Annotated in this window: 15 protein-coding genes; 13 read left to right on the forward strand and 2 right to left on the reverse strand. The window is 67.8% G+C overall.

From position 1 onward, the window contains the following. The first annotated feature begins 52 nt into the window (after positions 1–52). On the forward strand, positions 53–895 hold the full coding sequence (locus J5226_RS19465; RefSeq protein WP_215836190.1) for an SAM-dependent methyltransferase: 843 nt from the start codon (positions 53–55) through the stop codon (positions 893–895). Positions 896–928: 33 nt separating this feature from the next. On the opposite strand, the gene J5226_RS19470 is transcribed toward J5226_RS19465, so the two are convergent. Further along, positions 929–1,174 carry a hypothetical protein gene (locus tag J5226_RS19470; RefSeq protein ID WP_215836191.1) on the reverse strand — a complete coding sequence of 82 codons (246 nt, stop codon included), beginning with the start codon at positions 1,172–1,174 and terminating at the stop codon, positions 929–931. Positions 1,175–1,406: 232 nt separating this feature from the next. Between J5226_RS19470 and J5226_RS19475 the strand changes: the two genes are divergently transcribed. Beyond that, entirely contained in the window at positions 1,407–1,964 is a 558-nt protein-coding gene (locus tag J5226_RS19475; protein WP_215836192.1) for a hypothetical protein, read from the forward strand. 2 nt (positions 1,965–1,966) lie between these two features. Further along, entirely contained in the window at positions 1,967–3,136 is a 1,170-nt protein-coding gene (locus tag J5226_RS19480) for an XVIPCD domain-containing protein (RefSeq protein WP_215836193.1), read from the forward strand. Between the two features lie 78 nt (positions 3,137–3,214). Here the strand turns inward: J5226_RS19480 and J5226_RS19485 are convergent, their stop codons facing one another. Further along, positions 3,215–5,233: a M13 family metallopeptidase gene (locus J5226_RS19485; RefSeq protein WP_215836194.1), complete on the reverse strand. Its 2,019-nt coding sequence runs from the start codon at positions 5,231–5,233 to the stop codon at positions 3,215–3,217. Between the two features lie 167 nt (positions 5,234–5,400). Here J5226_RS19485 and J5226_RS19490 point away from each other — a divergent pair, with 167 nt between their 5' ends. From J5226_RS19490 to J5226_RS19535, 10 genes are all read left to right on the forward strand, one after another. Next, positions 5,401–6,183, forward strand: coding sequence for a hypothetical protein (locus J5226_RS19490; protein ID WP_215836195.1), 783 nt, complete (start codon positions 5,401–5,403; stop codon positions 6,181–6,183). 383 nt (positions 6,184–6,566) lie between these two features. Then, complete coding sequence (locus tag J5226_RS19495) at positions 6,567–8,060, forward strand: S8 family serine peptidase (protein ID WP_215836196.1); 1,494 nt, start codon at positions 6,567–6,569, stop codon at positions 8,058–8,060. 479 nt (positions 8,061–8,539) lie between these two features. Continuing rightward, the gene (locus J5226_RS19500) at positions 8,540–10,018 is read left to right on the forward strand and encodes a S8 family serine peptidase (protein WP_215836197.1); all 1,479 of its coding nucleotides are present in this window, start codon (positions 8,540–8,542) and stop codon (positions 10,016–10,018) included. Positions 10,019–10,142: 124 nt separating this feature from the next. Then, positions 10,143–11,624, forward strand: coding sequence for a S8 family serine peptidase (locus J5226_RS19505; protein ID WP_215836198.1), 1,482 nt, complete (start codon positions 10,143–10,145; stop codon positions 11,622–11,624). 409 nt (positions 11,625–12,033) lie between these two features. Further along, a complete protein-coding gene (locus J5226_RS19510; RefSeq protein WP_215836199.1) occupies positions 12,034–12,405 on the forward strand; it encodes a helix-turn-helix domain-containing protein in 372 nt (123 codons plus the stop codon). A 175-nt stretch (positions 12,406–12,580) separates the two neighbouring features. Further along, positions 12,581–12,877 (forward strand): hypothetical protein, encoded by a 297-nt coding sequence (locus tag J5226_RS19515; RefSeq protein ID WP_215836200.1) that lies wholly within the window; start codon positions 12,581–12,583, stop codon positions 12,875–12,877. Positions 12,878–13,300: 423 nt separating this feature from the next. Further along, on the forward strand, positions 13,301–14,521 hold the full coding sequence (locus tag J5226_RS19520; protein WP_215836201.1) for a S1 family peptidase: 1,221 nt from the start codon (positions 13,301–13,303) through the stop codon (positions 14,519–14,521). Between the two features lie 282 nt (positions 14,522–14,803). Then, complete coding sequence (locus J5226_RS19525) at positions 14,804–15,577, forward strand: hypothetical protein (protein WP_215836202.1); 774 nt, start codon at positions 14,804–14,806, stop codon at positions 15,575–15,577. Continuing rightward, positions 15,574–16,581, forward strand: a complete 1,008-nt coding sequence (locus J5226_RS19530) for a hypothetical protein (RefSeq protein ID WP_215836203.1) — start codon at positions 15,574–15,576, stop codon at positions 16,579–16,581. The genes J5226_RS19525 and J5226_RS19530 overlap by 4 nt, the downstream gene beginning before the upstream one ends. A gap of 731 nt (positions 16,582–17,312) precedes the next feature. After that, positions 17,313–18,527: a S1 family peptidase gene (locus tag J5226_RS19535; RefSeq protein ID WP_215836204.1), complete on the forward strand. Its 1,215-nt coding sequence runs from the start codon at positions 17,313–17,315 to the stop codon at positions 18,525–18,527. The last annotated feature ends 73 nt before the right edge of the window (positions 18,528–18,600 follow it).

Below are 18,600 nucleotides of genomic sequence, written 5' to 3' on the forward strand. Positions count from 1 at the left end.
CCCCAGCCCGTATGCTTCGCCTCCCATTCCCCACCGCCCCGGACCGCCCGCCGTGCCGCATTACTCAGGCCCCCTGCTCACCCGCCCCGACGCCGACGCGCTGCGCGCCGCGCGCGACGCCGGCCTGAGCGCATGGACCGGCTCGCTCGACCTCGGCCGCGGCGAAGGCCTCGCCCGCCTGCACGCCGACGGCTGGGAGTGGCGCGAGCAGCGCTACCCGTACCCCGCCGCGCTCAAGGACCGCACCGTCTATTACTGGGACGGCGACGACTTCGCCGCCGTCTCGCGCTTCGCCGGCTCGCTGATCAAGCTGGTGCCGACCGACTGGGGCGCGCCGACGTTCGAGATCGACGGCATCAAGATGCTGCCGACCTCAAAGACCTCGCCGGTCGAAGACGCGCGGCGCAAGGTCGCGCTGATCGAACCGCGCGGCAAGGCCGTGCTCGACACCTGCGGCGGCCTCGGCTACTTCGCCGCGTGCTGCCTCGAAGCCGGCGCCGCGAGCATCCGATCGTTCGAGAAAAACCCCAGCGTGCTGTGGCTGCGCACGCTCAATCCGTGGTCGCCGGACCCCGACGCGCCCGCCAGCGGCGGACGCTTGCAGCTCAGCGAAGGCGACGTCTCCAAAGCCATCGCCGACCTGCCGTCCGCCGGCTTCGACGCGCTGCTGCACGACCCGCCGCGCTTCGGCATCGCCGGCGAGCTGTACTCGCAAGTCTTCTACGACCACCTCGCGCGCGTGCTGCGCCGCGGCGGACGGCTGTTCCACTACACCGGCAGCCCGAACAAACTGACCACCGGCCGCGATGTGCCGCGCGAAGTCGCCAAGCGATTGGAGAAATCCGGCTTCAAGGCGGAACTGGCGCTGGACGGCGTGTTCGCGGTCAAGCGCTGAGCTTCGCTAACGCGCGCAACGCTTCGTCCGTCGTCACGGCACCTCGCAACGCCAGATCGAATCGGCGAGCCACAGGTTGGCGCGAGTGACGTGGCTGTACACCTCTTCGACCGGCGTACCGCCCTGCGCGGCGCACTTGCCGACCGCATCGGCGCGCGCGTTTTCCAGCGCGATGCCGGGGTCGTAGCTTTGGCCGTGGCCGCTGACGGTGATGGGGGTGGCTGCGGCGGCGATGGGCAGCAGCAGCGCGAAGGCGATGGCGTAGGGATGCGGTTTCATCTTGCTCTCTCGATTTGGCAAGGGCTGTAGCATTCGGCCTTCGGCACAGAGCGATTGCCGTGACGATTCGGTTAGCGCCGCGTAAAGCGAAATTTTGAGTTTTGTCTTGCGCGATTCAGGGCACAGCGCGGCACGCATAAATCGCTAAAACACCATGCGCGAATTTTCCGCATCCAATTCATCGTAACTTGTCTGCTAGCATCGCCGCTAAGCTCGCGAAGGAGGTGCCGGCTTGAAGCTCATTTTTATTATGTCTGCTGCGGCCCTGGCACTAAGCCTATCGGCCTGCGACGCAGAAAAAAACGTCCGCCGAGACAGTCCCGCCGAGCCCAAGACGATCGACTCCTCCGCACCGAAGCTTGGCCCGAAGCAGGCATTGACCATAGCGGATCTTCTACAGTGGTCGCTTGAAGGCCAAGAAGGCAACGCGAAAATCCTCGCAGCGCTTCATCGCTCTTTCGACATGAAACGGCTAGACGATGCGCAGTACTCGGGCGATGGCCCTGTCCTCCTGTCGGATGGCCATGTTCTGAGTTTCGCCTATACGTTGGAGCGATCCCCTAGCATCCAGATCGGAGTCGAGGAGGCGCCGTGCGTGGATCCCAACTGGGCCGCAGCGACAACGCACGCGACGCTCGACCCCGTCTTTCAGGATGCTCACGGAGTCGATCGCGGCCGAATCTACTACACGACCCGCCATGGCTTTTACCTCGCGCTGCAAACAACGCCCATGACCTATCGTTGCGTGACCGCGATACGTATTTCTCCCGAGCCAAGGAAAAGGCCCTGACCATGGACGGAAAGCCTCTCGACGGCCTTTCCGAGAACGACCAGTTCCGGTCGATGCCCAAGCGCGTACAAGAGTGGGTAGCGACATCTCCTCATGCGTCTTCGGCGTTTTCAAGATTCTTCGAGCACGGCGGACTGTTTGTTCTCGAACCAAACAGCGGACTCCCTTATTACCGCTCCGACCCGCAGCCGGCCATCGTAGTCGATCGACATCAGTGGCTCTCGCTGAAATCTCCGGACTCTTCCGAATACCCCCAACGCCACCTCTTCGGCACCCTGGCCCACGAAATCGGCCACGACCGCTACAACACCGGCAACGTCCTGTTCAAAGGCCGCTCCGCCGACGACTATGTCCACTACCGCGCGGGTCTGGAAGCGCAGGCGATCTTCACCGCGTTCCCGATCTTCAAGGACCTGGAGAACGAGCCCGCGTTCAAGCAAGACTTCCCGTTCAATTCCATCGGTTATCTCAACGGGATCGAACTGGCGACGATGTACAAGCAATGGCGCTCGGGCGAACAGAGCGATCAGGCCATCGTCGAACGGATCGCGGCCCAGGTGCCCGACACGCGCTACTCGCTCGGCAACCCGCCGCCCGACCTCAACCGCGACGGCGCCGTCACCCATCGCGATGCGTATCTGCGCGACTACCAGCAACTGATCCACCAGCGCCCCGAACTGGCGCACACCGCGCAAGCCGATCCGCATTCGACGCGCGCCGCCGCGCCGAGCCCGATGAGCGATGCCGACCGCTCGATGCTGAAGCAGATCGAAGCCGGCAGCCTCAAGGTCCTGCAAGCCGCCGGACAGCCGCACGACCCGCAAACCGTCGAACGCGTGAGCCACGCGCTGCTGGCCGCGTGCAAAGACAGCCATGATCGCTATCCCAACGCGCAGAACTACTCGTACGCCGCCAACGCGCTGAGCCGGATCGATCACGTCGTGCTGAGCAAAGACGGCCACACGCTCTTCGCCGTGGAAGGCCGCCTCGACGATCCCGCGCACAAACGCGCACTGGTGGACGTCGCGAAGGCCGCGCAGACGCCGCCGGAACAGTCGGATCAAAAGCTCGAGGCCGCCAACCAGCGCATCGTCGCCGAGCAAGCGCAGTCCCAGCGCGCCGTGCAAACCCGCGACATCGAACAAACCGCGCCGGCAGCCATGGCGCATTGACGCCCCGATACAGCCCAACTACGGCCTGCCGAGCGATCGCGTCCGGCGACTCAGGCCGGACGCGTTCTCAAACCGCCTTCACCACACCTCGCACCGCAGCTCCTTCGCCCGCACCATCGCATCCCCCGCCTTGCACTGGAACGTCTGCTGGAACGCCGGCAGGTTCGACAGCGGGCCGTTGACGCGGTACTTCGCGACCGGGTGCGGGTCGCCCTGGATCATGGTGCGTTGGGTTTCCTGGCGGGTTTCGTCGCCGCGGAACTGGCCCCAGGCGATGAAGAACTGCTGTTCGGGGTTGAAGCCGTCGAGGGTCGGTTCCGGGCCTTTGCCTTCGCGCGATTTCAGATAGGCGCGGTAGGCGATCTTGGCGCCGGCGAGGTCGCCGATGGATTCGCCGAGCACCAGCTTGCCGTTGTGGTGCAGGCCGGGTTCGATGAAATAGCTCTCGAACTGGTCGACCACGCATTGGCCCTTGGCCGCGAACTGCTTGCCGTCGGCCGGCGTCCACCAGTTCGACAAGCGGCCTTGCGCGTCGAACTGCGCGCCTTGGTCGTCGAAGCCGTGACTGATCTCATGGCCGATCACCACGCCGATGGCGCCGTAGTTGACCGCGTCGGTGGCGTTCACGTCGAACGCCGGCGGCTGCAGGATGCCGGCGGGGAACACGATCTCGTTCTGCAGCGGGTTGTAGTAGGCGTTGGAGGTCGGCGGGGTCATGCCCCAGCGGCCGCGGTCGGTCGGCTTGCCGACCAGCTTGCGGTCGTCGGCGACGTTCCAGCGCTGGGTCGCCACCACGTTGTCCCAGGCCGAAGCGCGGCTGACTTCGACGCCGTCGTAGTCCTTGAACTTATCGGGATAGCCGAGCTTGGCGACGAAAGTGGAGCGCTTTTCCAGCGCTTTCTTCTTGGTCGCCGCGTCCATCCAATCCAGTTCGCGGATGGTGTCGTCCATCGCCGCGAGGATGTTCTTGACCATGTCCTGCATGCGCGCCTTGGCTTCCGGCGGGAAGTACTTCTCCACGTATTTTTGTCCCAGCGCGTCGCCGAGCTGAGCGTCGGCGAGTTCGGCGCAGCGCTTCCAGCGCGGCTTCATCTCGGTGGCGCCGGTGAGGAACTTGCCGTTGAAGGCGAAGTTCTCTTCCACGAACGGCTGCGACAGCGAATCGGCGGCGTTGTTGAGCAAGTGCCAGCGCAGGTACGCCTTCCACTGCGGCAGCGGCGTGTTCGCCAGTTCCTTATCGAACTGACGCAGGAACTTCGGCTCGGTCACGTTGACCGCGTCGCGCGGCATGCCGGCTTGATCGAAATACGCGCCCCAATCGAACGCGGGCGCGAGCTTGGACAGGTCCGCGAACGCGGTCGGGTTGTCCTGCAGCTTCGGGTCGCGCAGTTGCACGTTGTCGAGCGAGGCCTCGGCCAAGCGCTTTTCGAAATCGAACACGGTTTGTGCGTCGCGCTTGGCTGCGTCGGCGGGCGTGCCGGCCAGCTCGAAAATGCGCGCGACGTGGACCAGATACTTCGCCCGCGCCTCGACGAAGCGCGGCTCGGTCTTGAGGTAGTAATCGCGGTCGGGCAAGCCCAGGCCGCTGGCGCGGATATGCGCGATGGTGCGCGAAGGCTCGCGCTGATCCTCGCTGGCGCCGACGCCGAACGGTACCGCGATGCCCGCGCCTTGCAGCTTGCCGATTTCGCGCTGCAAGCCGGCGCGGTCCTTGATCGCGCCGATCTCCGTGAGCCACGGCTGCACCGGCTTCGCGCCGAGTTTGTTCACCGCCGACTCGTCCATGCACGCCGCATAGAAATCGCCAGCCAACTGGCCCGCGCTGCCCTTCGCCCAATCCTGGCGCGCCGACAACTCGGTGAGGATGTCGCGCACGCGCTCCTTGTTGAGCTCGCCCGACTGCCAGCGCCGGCTCCAGCGGTCCATGTAATCGGGAATCGGATTCTGCTGCCGCCACGCGCCGTTGGCGTAGGCGAAGAAGTCCTCGCACGGCTTGGCGTTGCGGTCGATATCGCCGGGCTGGACGCCGTGCACGGCGCCGACCGACGCGGTGGAAACCGCCAACAACGCGAACAGCGGAAAGCTGGACTTGGCCACAGCGATGCCCCGATGGGATGGTCCGGCCACTATAGCCACGGGGCGCGGCGCGGCCCGTCCCGGAAGTACTGCCCGCGGGGTCGCCGCGACGCCGGGCGCGACCGGAAATTGACGGACGCGTCACGATTGCCAATGCTAGCCGCCTCCCCCACTCGCATCGCGCCGCCATGACCCACGCCGCCAGGAAACCGCAGGTCCGCCGCACGCTCGCCCGCCTCGCCGCCGCCAGCCTATGCCTGCTCGCCGCCGCGCAGGCCCAGGCCGCTTACCCATGCAACGGCGCCGGGCCGGGCCGCGACATGGTCGGCATGACCCAGGCCGGCCAAGGGCTGGCGGCGGTTCCGCTGTGCGAGGACCATCCTGCCGCCCCGTCGTCGCCCAGCGCCCCGCAGACGCCGCCGGACCCGATGCGGGCCCTGCTCGGCGACGCCTACGCGCGAGTGAGCCAGGGCTTCCTCAACGCTCAGCACAAGCTGGAAGAACGCCAACGCATCGACAGCGACCCGCAGTACAAGCGGCTGGTCCAAGGCCAGTGGGACTTCTTCCCCAAGGGCGACGGCGGCCGCGACGACTCCTGCGCGGCGATGTTCTCCAACAACCAGGGCGTGGTGCGGGTCATGGGCCCCGGCCCTGGCTTCAAGGGCGCGACGCTGACCTTCTGGGGCACCGACATTCCCAAGCCCAAGTCGATGGACACCGTGCGCATGACCCTGCTGCAACCCAAGGCGCCGCCGACCACGGTGCCGGTGTTCAACTACTACAACCCGGCCGAGAAGTTGGGCGCGGTCGTGTTCGTCGTGCCGTCGATCGAAGCCGCGCTCGGCGCGTTCGAGGAAACCCAACACTTCGAAGTCGCGCAAGACGGCAAATCGCTGATCAAGATCGATTGGACCGGCGGCGTCGCCGCGCGCGAGAAGCTGCGCCAATGCGTGAAGCGCCACCCGCACTGAGCCGCGCGCGCCATCGCCGGACCCACCCGAGGGGCGCAAGCGATTTGCGCCCCTCGTTCGTTTTGCGCGTGCGGCAAGACTGAATCGGCCGCGTCGCCGACTCGCCGCGGCAAAACCCGAAACCCTGCCATGTCCGTGCGCGCCGCGACATCGGCGAACGCACCCGCGCACGCTCCAAGCCGTGTGCGCGATCAGAGTTTCCGCAACAAAAACACGCTCGCCCGACGCATCGCCGAAACCGTGATGCCGCGCCGTCCGACGGCCGCGACGCCTGCCTAACCTCGCCTGCGGATCGCCCGTCGATCCGCCCGCCGCACCGACCGCGAAGCCCGGTTAGCGCGCCGCTTCGCATGACGAACCACCCCACCCGACAGGAAACTCTCATGCGTTCCACTGCCCACTCCGCTCTCACGCCCTTGTTCCGCGCCCTGCTGCCGTGCCTCGCGCTCGCCGCGCTGCCCGCCGTCGCCGCGCCGCCGTCCAGCCCCGCGCCGCAGCACGTGCTCGCGAAACCGATCAAAACCAAGCTCGGCCGCTACGACTCGCGCGAGTTCATCGAAGTCAAATTCGTCGACGACAGCCAAGTGCGCCTGCACAGCGGCCGCCTGAGCTCGGCCAAGCTCGGCCGCCTCAGCGCGCTCGACGGCCTCGTCGGTGGCGCCGGTCCGGTCGCCGCGCTCGAACCCTTGTTCCCGGCCGACGCCGTCGCGAAATCCGCGCTCGCCAAGAGCGCGCAAGCGCAACAGCCGCAGCCCGACCTCAGCCAATGGTTCCGCCTGCGGGTCAAGCCCGGCCAGGACGCCGCGCGCGTGATCGACGAACTCAACGCCATGGGCATCGTCGAAACCGCCTACGCCGCGCCGCTGCCGGTGCCGCTGCCGGCCTCGCCCGCGTACGACGGCAACCAGTACTACAAGCTGCCCTCCGCGCAGAACGGCATCGACAGCGAGTACGCCCGCACCCAGGCCGGCGGCAACGGCGCCGGCGTGCGCGTGCTCGATATCGAATACAGCTGGAACACCAACCACGAAGACCTGTCCAAGCTGCGCGCCGCCGGCGCCTTGATCGCCAACGGCACGCCCAGCGATCCTTTCAACGACAACAACCACGGCACCGCGGTGATGGGCCAGTTGATCGCCGACAACAACGGGATCGGCGTCACCGGCCTGGTCGACGGCGCGACCGCGCACTACACCAACGCGATGAACACCCAACGCGGCTACGATCCGGCCAACGCCATCCTCACCGCCGCCAACGCGCTCAGCGCCGGCGACGTGATCCTGATCGAGCAACAAGCCGCCGGCCCCAGCGCCTGCAGCGGCTACGTGCCGGTGGAATGGATCGCCTCGGTGCACGCAGCCATCGTCACCGCGACCAACAAGGGCATCCACGTGGTCCAGGCCGGCGGCAACGGCAACATGAATCTCGACAACACCGCCTGCTTCGGCTCGCCGTTCCCGGCCGGCCGCGCCGATTCGGGTTCGATCATCGTCGGCGCCGGCGGTCCGCGCTCCACCGCGTGGTGCACCGACGGCACCGCCGAACGCGCCAAGCAGTCGTTCTCGACCTACGGCTCGCGCGTCAACGTGCAGGCCTGGGGCCGCTGCGTGACCACCACCGGTTACGGCAACCTCTACAACGGCGGCGTCAACGCTTACTACACCAAGGTGTTCTCGGGCACGTCCAGCGCTTCGCCCATCGTCGCTTCCGCGGTGGTGGCCCTGTCGGGCATCGCCAAGCAGCGCGGCATCAGCCTGACCCCGCGGCAGATGCGCGACCTGCTGCGCACCACCGGCACCGCGCAGGCCGGCAGCGGCGGCAACATCGGCCCGCTGCCGAACCTGCGCGCGGCGATCGCGCAACTCGGCCAGCGCTGAGCGCGCGCGGGCGAAGGGCCGGCGCCCTTCGCCCGCGTTTCGGAACGAAACGCCGCGCCGGCGCAGCCGCAGGCGCGGGCCTCGCGACAACGCGCACGACGCCGTGCGATCGCGACGGAACCCGATGCCGCGCACACTCCCGGATCGACGCAGTTCGCTGCCGCGTCAGCGGCGCGCATGGTACACAAGCACCGCAGCCGCGATCGCGCGCTGCACCCGCGGCGCGGCGACGGACTCGCCCCGCCGCACCCGGAGCCACCACCGACACGACGTCATTCGACCCGCGCAAGGAGCAGCCGCATGCCCGTCACGAGCGTCCCCGACCTCGCACCGACGTCCCCGCGTCCCGCCCGCTAGCGGCATTCGCCGGCCGTCGCGTCCGCTTTGTTCAACGCCACCGCGTCCGCTCGCGCGGCGCACCGCCGCGCGCGCCGCGAGAACGACGTCCCTCCCCATCGTCCTTCCCCTAAGGCCCAACCATGTCGACTCGAACCGCCGTTGTCCGCAGTCCGCTGTTGCGCTGTCTCTTGCCCGCGCTGACCCTCGCCGCGACGCCGTTCGCCGCGACCGGCGCACCGCCCACCGCCGTCCACGCGCTGCCCAAACCGGCCACCGCCCTACTCGGCCGCTACGATTCGCAAGAGTTCATCGAAGTCAAATTCACGCCCGCCGCGGGCGTCGGCCTACGCGGCGCGCGCTTGTCCTCGACCCAAGCCGCACCGCTCGCGACGCTGGACCGCCTGTTCGGCGCCGCCGGCCCGCTCGCCGCGGCCGAACCGCTGTTCCGCGCCGAAGCGGCGACGCTGTCGGCGGCCGGCGCGAACAAAGCGGCCGACGCCGAACCGGGCCTGAGCCGCTGGTACCGCCTGCGCGTCCGCCCCGGCCACGACATCCGCCGCGCGCTCGACGCGCTCAACGCGTCGAGCGCGGTCGAGATCGCCTATCCCGCGCCGCTGCCGGCGCCGCCGCCGGACTACTCGGGGCTGCAGTACTACAGAGGCTTCGACAACAACGGCATCGGCGTGATCGAGGCGCGCGATTACCCCAACGCCGACGGCACCGGCGTACGCGTGCTCGACATCGAATACAGCTGGAACACCCAGCACGAAGACCTGTCGCAGTTGCGCGCGCCCGGCGCGTTCATCCCCAACGGCACGCTCTGGGATCCGTTCAACGACAACAACCACGGCACCGCGGTCATGGGCATGCTGATCGCCGACGACAACCGCCTCGGCGTCACCGGCATGGTCGACCGCGCCCAAGCCCACTTCACCAACGCGGCCAACCGCGAGCGCGGCTACGACCCGGCCAACGCCGTGGCCATCGCCGCCAACGCGCTACGCGCGGGCGATGTCATCGTCATCGAACAACAGACCGCCGGGCCGGCCGGCTGCAGCGGCTATGTCCCGCTGGAATGGATTCCCTCGGTGTACGACGCCATCGTCGCGGCGACCCACAAAGGCGTCCACGTGGTCGAGGCCGCCGGCAACGGCGGCATGAATCTCGACAACGCCGCCTGCTTCGGCTCGCCGTTCCCGCGCGGGCGTCCGAGCTCGGGCGCGCTCATCGTCGGCGCCGGCAGCTCGGGGCCCAATTCGCTCTGCGACACCGCTCCCCCCGCGCGCTCGAAATTGTCGTTCTCCACTTACGGCGCGCGCGTGAACGTGCACGGTTGGGGCAACTGCGTCGTCACCACCGGCTACGGCGACATTCCGCCCTACGCCGGCGCCAACTCCGCCTATACCTGGCAATTTTCCGGCACCTCCAGCGCCACGCCGATGGTCGCCGCGACCGTGGTCGCGATCTCCGCCGCGTTCCAATCGCGCCGGGGCCAGCCGATGCCGCCGCAGTTCATGCACGAGTTGGTGATCTCCGGCGGGCGCAGCCAAATCGGCGACGACGGCCACATCGGGCCGATGACCAACGCGCTGATCCCGATCAAGGCGCTTTCCTGGTAACGCAACCGGCGCGGCGCGCTTCCCGCGCGCCGCGTCCGCGACCGAATCCGCCCGCCGCCGAAGTCCCTCGCGCGGCGGGCACCGTTCGACGCTGTACGTCCTTTCACCGCCACAGGTCTCTTCCATGCCGCTTAGCGATCGCCCCCGTTCCCATCCCCTGCTGCGCTTCCTCGCCCCGTGCCTGGCCCTCGCCGTCCTGCCCGCCGCCGTCGCCCTCGCAGCGCCGCCGCGGCAGACGCTGCCCAAGCCGATCAAAACCCAACTCGGCCGCTACGACTCGCGCGAGTTCATCGAAGTCAAATTCGCCCCGGACGCGCAGGTACGTCTGCAATCGGGTCGTTTGTCGTCGGCGAAGTACGGCCGTCTCGACGCCATCGACGCGCTGACCGGCGCCGCCGGCCCGGTCGCCTCGCTGCAAGCGCTGTTCCCCGACGCCGCGGTGCTGTCGTCGCTGGCCAAGAGCGCGCAGGCCGAAGCGCCGAACCCGCATCCCGAGCTGGGCCAATGGTTCCGCCTGCGGGTCAAGCCCGGCCAGGACATCGCCCGCGTGATCGACCAACTCAACGCCTTGCCCGCGGTCGAAACCGCCTACCCCGCGCCGCTGCCGGCGCCGCCGCCGGCCACGCCGGATTTCCAGAACCAGCAGTACTACAAGAACTCCGCCTACGACTACGGCATCGACATCGAATACGCGCGCGGCTTCCCCGGCGGCGACGGCGCCGGCATCCGCGTGCTCGACCTGGAATACAGCTGGAACACTAACCACGAAGACGTCTCCAAGCTGCGCCTGCCCGGCGCGCGCATCGGCAACGGCACGCCGGTCGATCCCTACAACGATCTGCAGCACGGCACCGCGGTCATGGCGATGCTGGTCGGCGACGCCAACGGCATCGGCGTCAGCGGACTGGTGCGCGGCGCCAGCGCGCACATCACCAACGTCATGAACACCGAGCGCGGCTACGAAGTCGCCAACGCCATCCTGGTCGCCGCCAACGGCTTGCGCGCTGGCGACGTGATGCTGATCGAGCAGCAGGCGGTCGGCCCGGCCAACTGCAACGGCTTCGTGCCGGTGGAATGGATCCCCTCGGTGTACGACGCCATCGTCGTGGCGACCAACAAGGGCATCCACGTGGTCGAAGCCGGCGGCAACGGCGCCATGAACCTCGACAACGCCGCCTGCTTCGGCTCGCCGTTCCCGGCCGGCCGTCCGGATTCGGGCGCGATCATCGTCGGCGCCGGCGGTCCGCTGTCCAACGGCTGGTGCAGCGACAGCGTCGCGCCGCTCGACCGCCAGCCGTTCTCGACCTACGGCGCGCGCTTCAACCTGCAAGGCTGGGGCCGCTGCGTCACCACCGCCGGCTACGGCGATCTCCACAACGCCGGCGCCAACGCCAACTACACCCGGGGCTTCGCCGGCACCTCCAGCGCCTCGCCGATGGTCGCCGCGGCGGTGGTGTCGCTGTCGGGCATCGCCAAGCGGCGCGGCCAAACGCTCACGCCGGCGCAGATGCGCGACTTGCTGTGGCTGACCGGCCTGCGCAACCCCAGCGCCATGATCGGTGCGCTGCCGAATTTGCGCAAAGTGATCGATCTTTACTTCCGGTGAGCCGGCGGCGCGCAGGTGGAACGCGTTCCGCCTGCGCGCCGTGTCCCGCCGCCGCGATCGGCGAACGCGTTCGCGAACTTCGCACCGCGATCCGCGCATGCGGCCCGCGGTCCGCCCGACCACGACTAACCGTCGCTAACCCGCGCGCCGCATTGTCGCGACGCACGCCTCACTCGCGGCATGCGGCCGCGCGCAATTCGCCGCGCGCGCCGGAAACGTAAGACGACGGCTGGCGAAACCGAACGAAACCGGCAGATTTCCGAAAGGCGCGATGTCCCGCCCGACGCGATCCTGATCGCCGCTACGCCGCAGCTCCGGCCGCCCCCGCCTCTCGCCCTCGCGATCAAGGATGGAACGCGCGGCCCGCGACCGCGGCGCCCAGTCGCATCGCCCACAAGGACCGCGCGCCATGCACGCCACGATCGTTTCCGCATCAGCCTCCGACGCCGTCGCCGTCGCCGAATCCGAAGCCGAACCCGAATCGGGCGACGACGAGACCCGAGCTCCCCGCCGCGATCCGAACCCGCCCCGCACCGCATCGCCCGGCGCACGCGGCCAAGTAGTGCTCGACAGCGCCGAACTTCGCCGCCTGCGCCAAAGCCGCCTGCTCAGCCAGCAAGACCTCGCCGACGACTGCTGGCGCCGCAACATCCGCGTCTCGGTCGCCACGATAAAACGCGCCGAATCCGGCCGCGCCGTGCGCTTCCGCATCGCCCACGAACTGGCCCGCTGCTTCGGCGTGCCGGTGACCGCGCTGGTCCGCATCGCGCCCGCGGCGTGAGCGCTCACGCCGCATCGCCGAACTGATCCCGCGCTGAGTCCGAACTGAGCCCATGCGCCGCGCGGCCGGCGCGAATACTGCGCGGGCAGCGAAGCCGCGACTCGCCCGCACCGCGCCGGCGCCCGACGCTTCGCCGCACCGACCGCCACATCCATCACCACACAGGGGACGCAGCATGAAGACCGCGATCAAGATCAGCCAGTGCGACAACGAGCTCTACATCATCGCCTCCACCGGCGCCGGCGCCTCGGAGGTCTGCCACATCAGCTCCGGCTACAACGACCCGGTGGCCTACGCCGTCAACCTCAACTCGATCCTGCCGCCCGGCAAGTACGACCTGACCCTGGTCGGCATCAACTGGGGCGGCCCGGCCGCGTTCGCCGTCGACGTCGGCGGCACGCCGTACACCTACAAGGACCCCAACGCGCCGGTCGGCGTGGTCTGGTCGAAGACGATCCAGGTCGCGCTCTGACCCGCGGCCGCGACGCGTCCGCGCATCGCGACGAGGCCCGCCGGACACACCGGCGGGCTTTTTTGTTTTCCATGCACCGCGGCCGCTATCGGCCTTGCGCGCGTCACGCTTCGCGGCGCGACTTCAGCGCGCGCTAAGCCCGCGCGGAGAAGCGCCTCATCGCGCAAACCCTTATCCGCATCTCCATCACGCTTCGCCGTTGACGTTCATTCTCTTCACGATTCCCGCGCGATTTCGCGGATGTCTTGAATCCACAAGAACGTCTCATTTCATGGGTAGGGGCCGCTCGACAAGGCGGCGTTCTAGTCAGTGCGGCATGTGGGCACACCCCTTGCACAAGCAAGTGCGCGAACCAACGACCTGCCAGTACCGCCGCATCCACGGATCGCATCCCTCCCTATTCGTTCGAAGGAGTTTTCGGATATGCGCAAGTTCAGCACGTCGGTTCTCGCCCTCGCCGTCGCCATGGTCGCCTCCGGCTCGGCCCTCGCCGCCGACGACCTCGCCCCCGCGTTGAAGACGGCCATGCAGCGCGACCTGGGCCTCAACGACACTCAGCTCGCCCAATACCTCAAGCTCGAAAGCCTCGCCGCGAAGCAGGAACAGACCCTGCAGACCCAACTCGGCCGCAACTTCGCCGGCGCGTGGCTGGAGCGCAAGGCCGACGGTTCCTACGCCCTGGTCGCCGCCAGCACCGCGATCGCCAACACCGCCGCCAAGGCCGTACCGGGCGTGGAAACCCGCCGCGTGCGCAACAGCCTCGCCTCGCTCAACGCCGCCAAGGGCCAGCTCGACGGCCTGCTCGCGCGCAACGGCAAGGCGCCGAAGGGCGTGTACAGCTGGTCGGTGGATCTGCCGAGCAACAGCGTCGTCGTCGGCGTCGCGCCGGGCGCGGAAGAGGCCGGCGTCGACTTCGTCGCGCGCAGCGGCCTGGACGCCAGCGCCGTGCGCTTCGAAACCATGAAGGACGTCCCGCAGCGCCGCATCGCCGTGCAAGGCGGCCGCGGCATGCTGCGCGATCCGGGCGACGGCTACCTGTACGCCTGCTCGGTCGGCTTCACCGTCACCAAGGGCAGCACCCCGGGCTACGCCACCGCCGGCCATTGCGGCACCGTCGGCGAGATCGTCTATCAGGAAGTGAGCCAGTGGAACCCGGGCGTGCGCGTCGGCAGCTTCGCCGCCTCGACCATGCCCAGCGGCACCGCCACCGGCCCCGACCGCGGCTGGGTCAAGGTCGACACCACCCACACCCTGTCGCCGAGCGTGTACGGCTACGGCAGCGGCGACGTCACCGTGCGCGGCAGCAGCGAAGCCGCCGTCGGCGCCGCGCTGTGCCGCTCCGGCCGCACCTCCGGCTGGCATTGCGGCGCCATCCGCAGCAAGAACGTCACGGTTTCGTACCAGGACGACAACGGCAACCCCGACGGCACCGTCACCGGCCTGACCCGCACCAGCGCCTGCGCCGAAGGCGGCGACTCCGGCGGTTCGTTCATCACCGGCGCCGGCCAAGCGCAGGGCGTGCTGTCGGGCGGCAGCGGCAGCTGCTCGGGCAGCCAGGGCAACAACGGCGGCGGCAACAGCTACTACACGCCGATCAACTCGATCCTCAGCACGTATGGCCTGACGCTGCGCACCAGCCCGTAATTTCGCAACCGAACCTCCCCCTGAGCGCCCCGCTTCTGCGGGGCGCTTTTTTTCGCAGCTCCCGAGCAGTCGCGCAGAAGCGGCTCAAACTGCGGCGATACGTCGCGGATGGATCGCACGCTTTCGAACTTTCGCGGGACGATCGAGGTGACGCCACAAGCCCGCCATTGCAAGATGCATCGCGCGGGACGCAACGCAACCGCGCGAGCATGAGCAAGATGCCCCTCACATGGAGAAAGTGAAATGTGGCGAAATCTATTATTTGCGGCGACGATAGGCGCCATGGGCGCGACCGCCCCAGCGCAGGCGCAACTCAAGACCCCGACGCCCGATACCCAGCGTCAACAAGCACAACAGTATCAACAAGAGCGCCTGCAAGCGCTGACCCGTCGCGGGCGCCTCGACGCGTATCGGCAATTGATCGGAGTCGACAAAGCAGCCGCCGCCAACAGCGCCGCGTCGCGCAATGCCGCCATCGATTTGGCCGCGCTGGGATTCACGCCGTCCGAGGTGAACGCGTTGCGCCGACACGGCACCGACTTGTTCGATCTAGTCCTTCGGTTCTTTGAAGGAATCGACACCAGCCCGTCCGAACAGATGCTTCTGGCCGACACCGTCGTCGTCGCCACGGCCGCGCAAGCGCGGACCGGCCAGGCCCGACTCGATGGCTTCCTCTCGGAAATCCCCTTCACGGTCGTGAAATCCCTGAAAGGAACGCGCGCCGCCGGCGACGTGATCCTGGTTCCGCGAAGCTCCGGCCCCCTGGGCAACGGCCTGGAGCGGATCGACTTCTCCGAGATACGGTTCGCGCCCGGGAAGACGTATCTGCTGGTGCTTTCCAAGAACTGGTACGAGCAGTACGTAGCCCTGCAGAAAAAACAGCCGGAAAGCCATTTCAGCGCGCTGCCGTATCTGGCCTATGAGGTGTCCAAGACCGGCGCGTTGCTTCCCGGCCCCGGCCCGGCGTTGTCCGGCATCGCGCCCAAAGACCTCAAGTCGATCGAGGCCGATTTGAACCAGTCCAAGGCCGCCCTCCAGGCAGGAGGCGCGCGATGAAATCCGGTCTCCTGCGAATCGCATTGGCGACGGCGATCGCCGCATCCACGGGAGTCGCGAGCGCCACGCCGCCGGTCATCTACGGAAAATACGGCACGCGCTCGATCACCGTGGGCTTTCACAACTCCATTCCGACCGACTGCATCAGCTCGACCATCGTCGCCGCCAACGCCTGGAACATGGTCTACGCGGACTTCGACTTCAAACTCAATACCGCGTCGTTTCAACCCAGGTTCGAGGAACAAACGCCCACGTTCGACGACCAGAACGTGACGGTTCAAGACGGCACGCCGCAAAACCCCAACGCCATCATGACGACGAGGGTGAGGGTCAACACCTCGACGAAACTCATCGAGAACACGGACATCACGGTCGACAAACGCCGGATCAACCAAACCGGCAGCTCGCCGGTCGCCAAGCTCAGCTGCACAGGCTTGAACCCCACGCCTGCGGACCAACTGGATTTCGAGTCGTCCATCCTGCATGAGTTGGGCCACGTGACAGGGCTCGAGGACGTCGGGGACGACGCGTCTTGCGCCCTGTATTACAGCTTGCCGCTGGGAATCCAGCGCCGCGCGCTGTGCGCCGACGAGAAACAAGCGCACATCGCCAACTACGGGAAGCGATTCCAGATCCTGTCGCTGGCGAACGTGGCCGGACCGCAAGGCGTGGACATTCCCGCTCGAGTCTTCTACGACGGAACGCCGAAGTTTCCGGTGCAACGCAAGACTAAGATCGTCGAATGCGCCAGCGGCTGGTCGTGCAGCGACTACAACGGCACCTATTCGTCCGCCGCGCCGTCCCCGTTGACGTTCAACTTCAAATGCACGCCCTCCTCGCCGATGGCGACGGCGACCTTCCGGTGGCGGACCACATTGACCGACGCGAACGGCGTGATCACCAACGCGGTCGACCACACCAGCACCTGCACGAAGCCGGCGACCGCTAAGGCCGGAAGCGCGCACGAACTCGGCGGGGTCAATCGGATCGTCATAACCCCCTGAGCGGCCGCGACACTCCGAGCGCCCCGGCTTGCCGGGGCGTTTTTTTTCGTCGCCGCAATTCGCGTGCAAGCCGCATCGATGGTTGCGCGGGCAATCCAAGCGCAGTGCGGCGGCATTCGCGTAGAGCGAACGTTTCGTCGCTGCCGCACCGTCGCGGTCGCGACTCGCGTCGCTCCTACCGTCGAACCTCGCAACTCACCCGAAGCCCCTGTAGGAGCGACGCAAGTCGCGACCGCGCCGCCTCACGCTCGCGCCGAAACTCCGACGCAGTCGCATTGCCGCGGTCGCGGCTCACGCCGCTCCTACCGTCGGACCTCGCAACTCACCCGAAGCCCTGTAGGAGCGACGCAAGTCGCGACCGCGCCGCCTCACGCTCGCGCCGAAACCCCGACGCAGTCGCATTGCCGCGGTCGCGGCTCACGCCGCTCCTACACCCGGCGCCCCGTGTAGGAGCGGCGTAAGCCGCGACCCGTCCCCCACAACCCCAATCGCACAAACCATTCATCTACCCAAACCGAACTTCCGCACACACAAACCGCGACACAAATCGCAAACAAACCGTGCCCCAAAACCCACCCAGAGGTAGGGACCCCCAAATCCGTCCCCGTTGTAACCATTACGGCAAGCCAAAACGCTCCCCCAACGCCAGCCGACCCCAGCCCCCGCCGACTGATGCCGCGCCCGACCTGCCGTCTTTGCACTTCCCTTCTTTGCCCAAGGAGTTTCCGGAAATGCGCAAAATCCGTCTCTCGGTCCTCACCGCCGCCCTCGCCCTGACCGCCTCCGGCGCTGCCCTCGCCGCCGACGACCTGTCGCCCGGCCTGCAAGCCGCCCTGCAGCGCGACCTCGGCCTGTCCGGCAAGGAACTGGCCCAATACCTGAAGGCCGAGCGCCTCGCCGCCTCGCAAGAAAAGACCGTCGAACAGCAACTCGGCCGCCACTTCGCCGGCGCCTGGCTCGAACGCAAGGCCGACGGCTCGTTCGGCTTCGTCGCCGCCACCACCTCGATCAAGGCCGGCAAGAACGCCGCCGGCGTCGAAACCCGCCAAGCCCGCCACAGCCTGAGCGCGCTCAACGCCGCCAAGGGCCAACTCGACAGCCAACTCGCGCGCAACGGCAAGGCGCCCAAGGGCGTCTACAGCTGGGCCGTCGACCTGCCGAGCAACAGCGTGATCGTCGGCGTCGCCCCCGGCGCCGAAGACGCCGCCGTCGACTTCGTCGCCCGCAGCGGCCTGGACAGCACCGCGGTGCGCTTCGAAACCCTCGCCGAAGCCCCGCAACGCCGCCTCGCCATCCAAGGCGGCCGCGGCTACCTGCGCGACCCGGGCGACGGCTACCTCTACGCCTGCTCGGTCGGCTTCTCCGTCACCAAGGGCACCACCGCCGGCTTCGCCACCGCCGGCCACTGCGGCACCGCCGGCGAAGTGGTCTACAACGAAGACTCGCAGTGGGTGCCCGGCGTACGCCTGGGCAGCTTCGCCGCCTCGACCATGCCCGACAACAACCAGACCGGCCCCGACCGCGGCTGGGTGCAAGTCGACAGCACCCACACCCTGTCCGCCAGCGTCTACGGCTACGGCAGCGGCGACGTCACCGTGAAAGGCAGCACCGAAGGCGCCGTCGGCGCCGCCCTGTGCCGCTCCGGCCGCACCAGCGGCTGGCGCTGCGGCGCGATCCGCAGCAAGAACGTCACCGTGTCGTACGTGGACGACGCCGGCGCGCCGGACGGCACAGTCACTGGGCTGACGCAGACCACCGCGTGCTCGGAAGGCGGCGACTCGGGTGGATCGTTCATTACCAGCGTTGGGCAAGCGCAGGGTGTGCTTTCCGGTGGTAGCGGTAGCTGCAAGGGCAAGCAGGGGCGGACGGGGGGCGGTAACAGCTACTACACGCCGATCAATTCGATTTTGACGGCGTATTCGTTGACGTTGCGGACTAGTCCGTAAGCCAGAGGCCTAATAAAAACGCCCCGATAGTCGGGGCGTTTTCTGGAAACACTCGTAACCAGAAGGTTTAAGG

This window comes from Lysobacter sp. K5869, assembly GCF_018847975.1.
Taxonomy (GTDB): Bacteria; Pseudomonadota; Gammaproteobacteria; order Xanthomonadales; family Xanthomonadaceae; genus Lysobacter.

Excerpts from the sequence above, each read along its gene's own strand:
- J5226_RS19515 (WP_215836200.1), top strand. The coding sequence starts at position 12,581 with ATGAAGACCGCGATCAAGATCAGCCAGTGCGACAACGAGCTCTACATC.
- J5226_RS19525 (WP_215836202.1), top strand. The coding sequence starts at position 14,804 with ATGGGCGCGACCGCCCCAGCGCAGGCGCAACTCAAGACCCCGACGCCC.
- J5226_RS19530 (WP_215836203.1), top strand. The coding sequence starts at position 15,574 with ATGAAATCCGGTCTCCTGCGAATCGCATTGGCGACGGCGATCGCCGCA.
- J5226_RS19480 (WP_215836193.1), top strand. The coding sequence starts at position 1,967 with ATGGACGGAAAGCCTCTCGACGGCCTTTCCGAGAACGACCAGTTCCGG.
- J5226_RS19535 (WP_215836204.1), top strand. The coding sequence starts at position 17,313 with ATGCGCAAAATCCGTCTCTCGGTCCTCACCGCCGCCCTCGCCCTGACC.
- J5226_RS19495 (WP_215836196.1), top strand. The coding sequence starts at position 6,567 with ATGCGTTCCACTGCCCACTCCGCTCTCACGCCCTTGTTCCGCGCCCTG.
- J5226_RS19490 (WP_215836195.1), top strand. The coding sequence starts at position 5,401 with ATGACCCACGCCGCCAGGAAACCGCAGGTCCGCCGCACGCTCGCCCGC.
- J5226_RS19470 (WP_215836191.1), bottom strand. The coding sequence starts at position 1,174 with ATGAAACCGCATCCCTACGCCATCGCCTTCGCGCTGCTGCTGCCCATC.
- J5226_RS19505 (WP_215836198.1), top strand. The coding sequence starts at position 10,143 with ATGCCGCTTAGCGATCGCCCCCGTTCCCATCCCCTGCTGCGCTTCCTC.
- J5226_RS19500 (WP_215836197.1), top strand. The coding sequence starts at position 8,540 with ATGTCGACTCGAACCGCCGTTGTCCGCAGTCCGCTGTTGCGCTGTCTC.
- J5226_RS19520 (WP_215836201.1), top strand. The coding sequence starts at position 13,301 with ATGCGCAAGTTCAGCACGTCGGTTCTCGCCCTCGCCGTCGCCATGGTC.
- J5226_RS19510 (WP_215836199.1), top strand. The coding sequence starts at position 12,034 with ATGCACGCCACGATCGTTTCCGCATCAGCCTCCGACGCCGTCGCCGTC.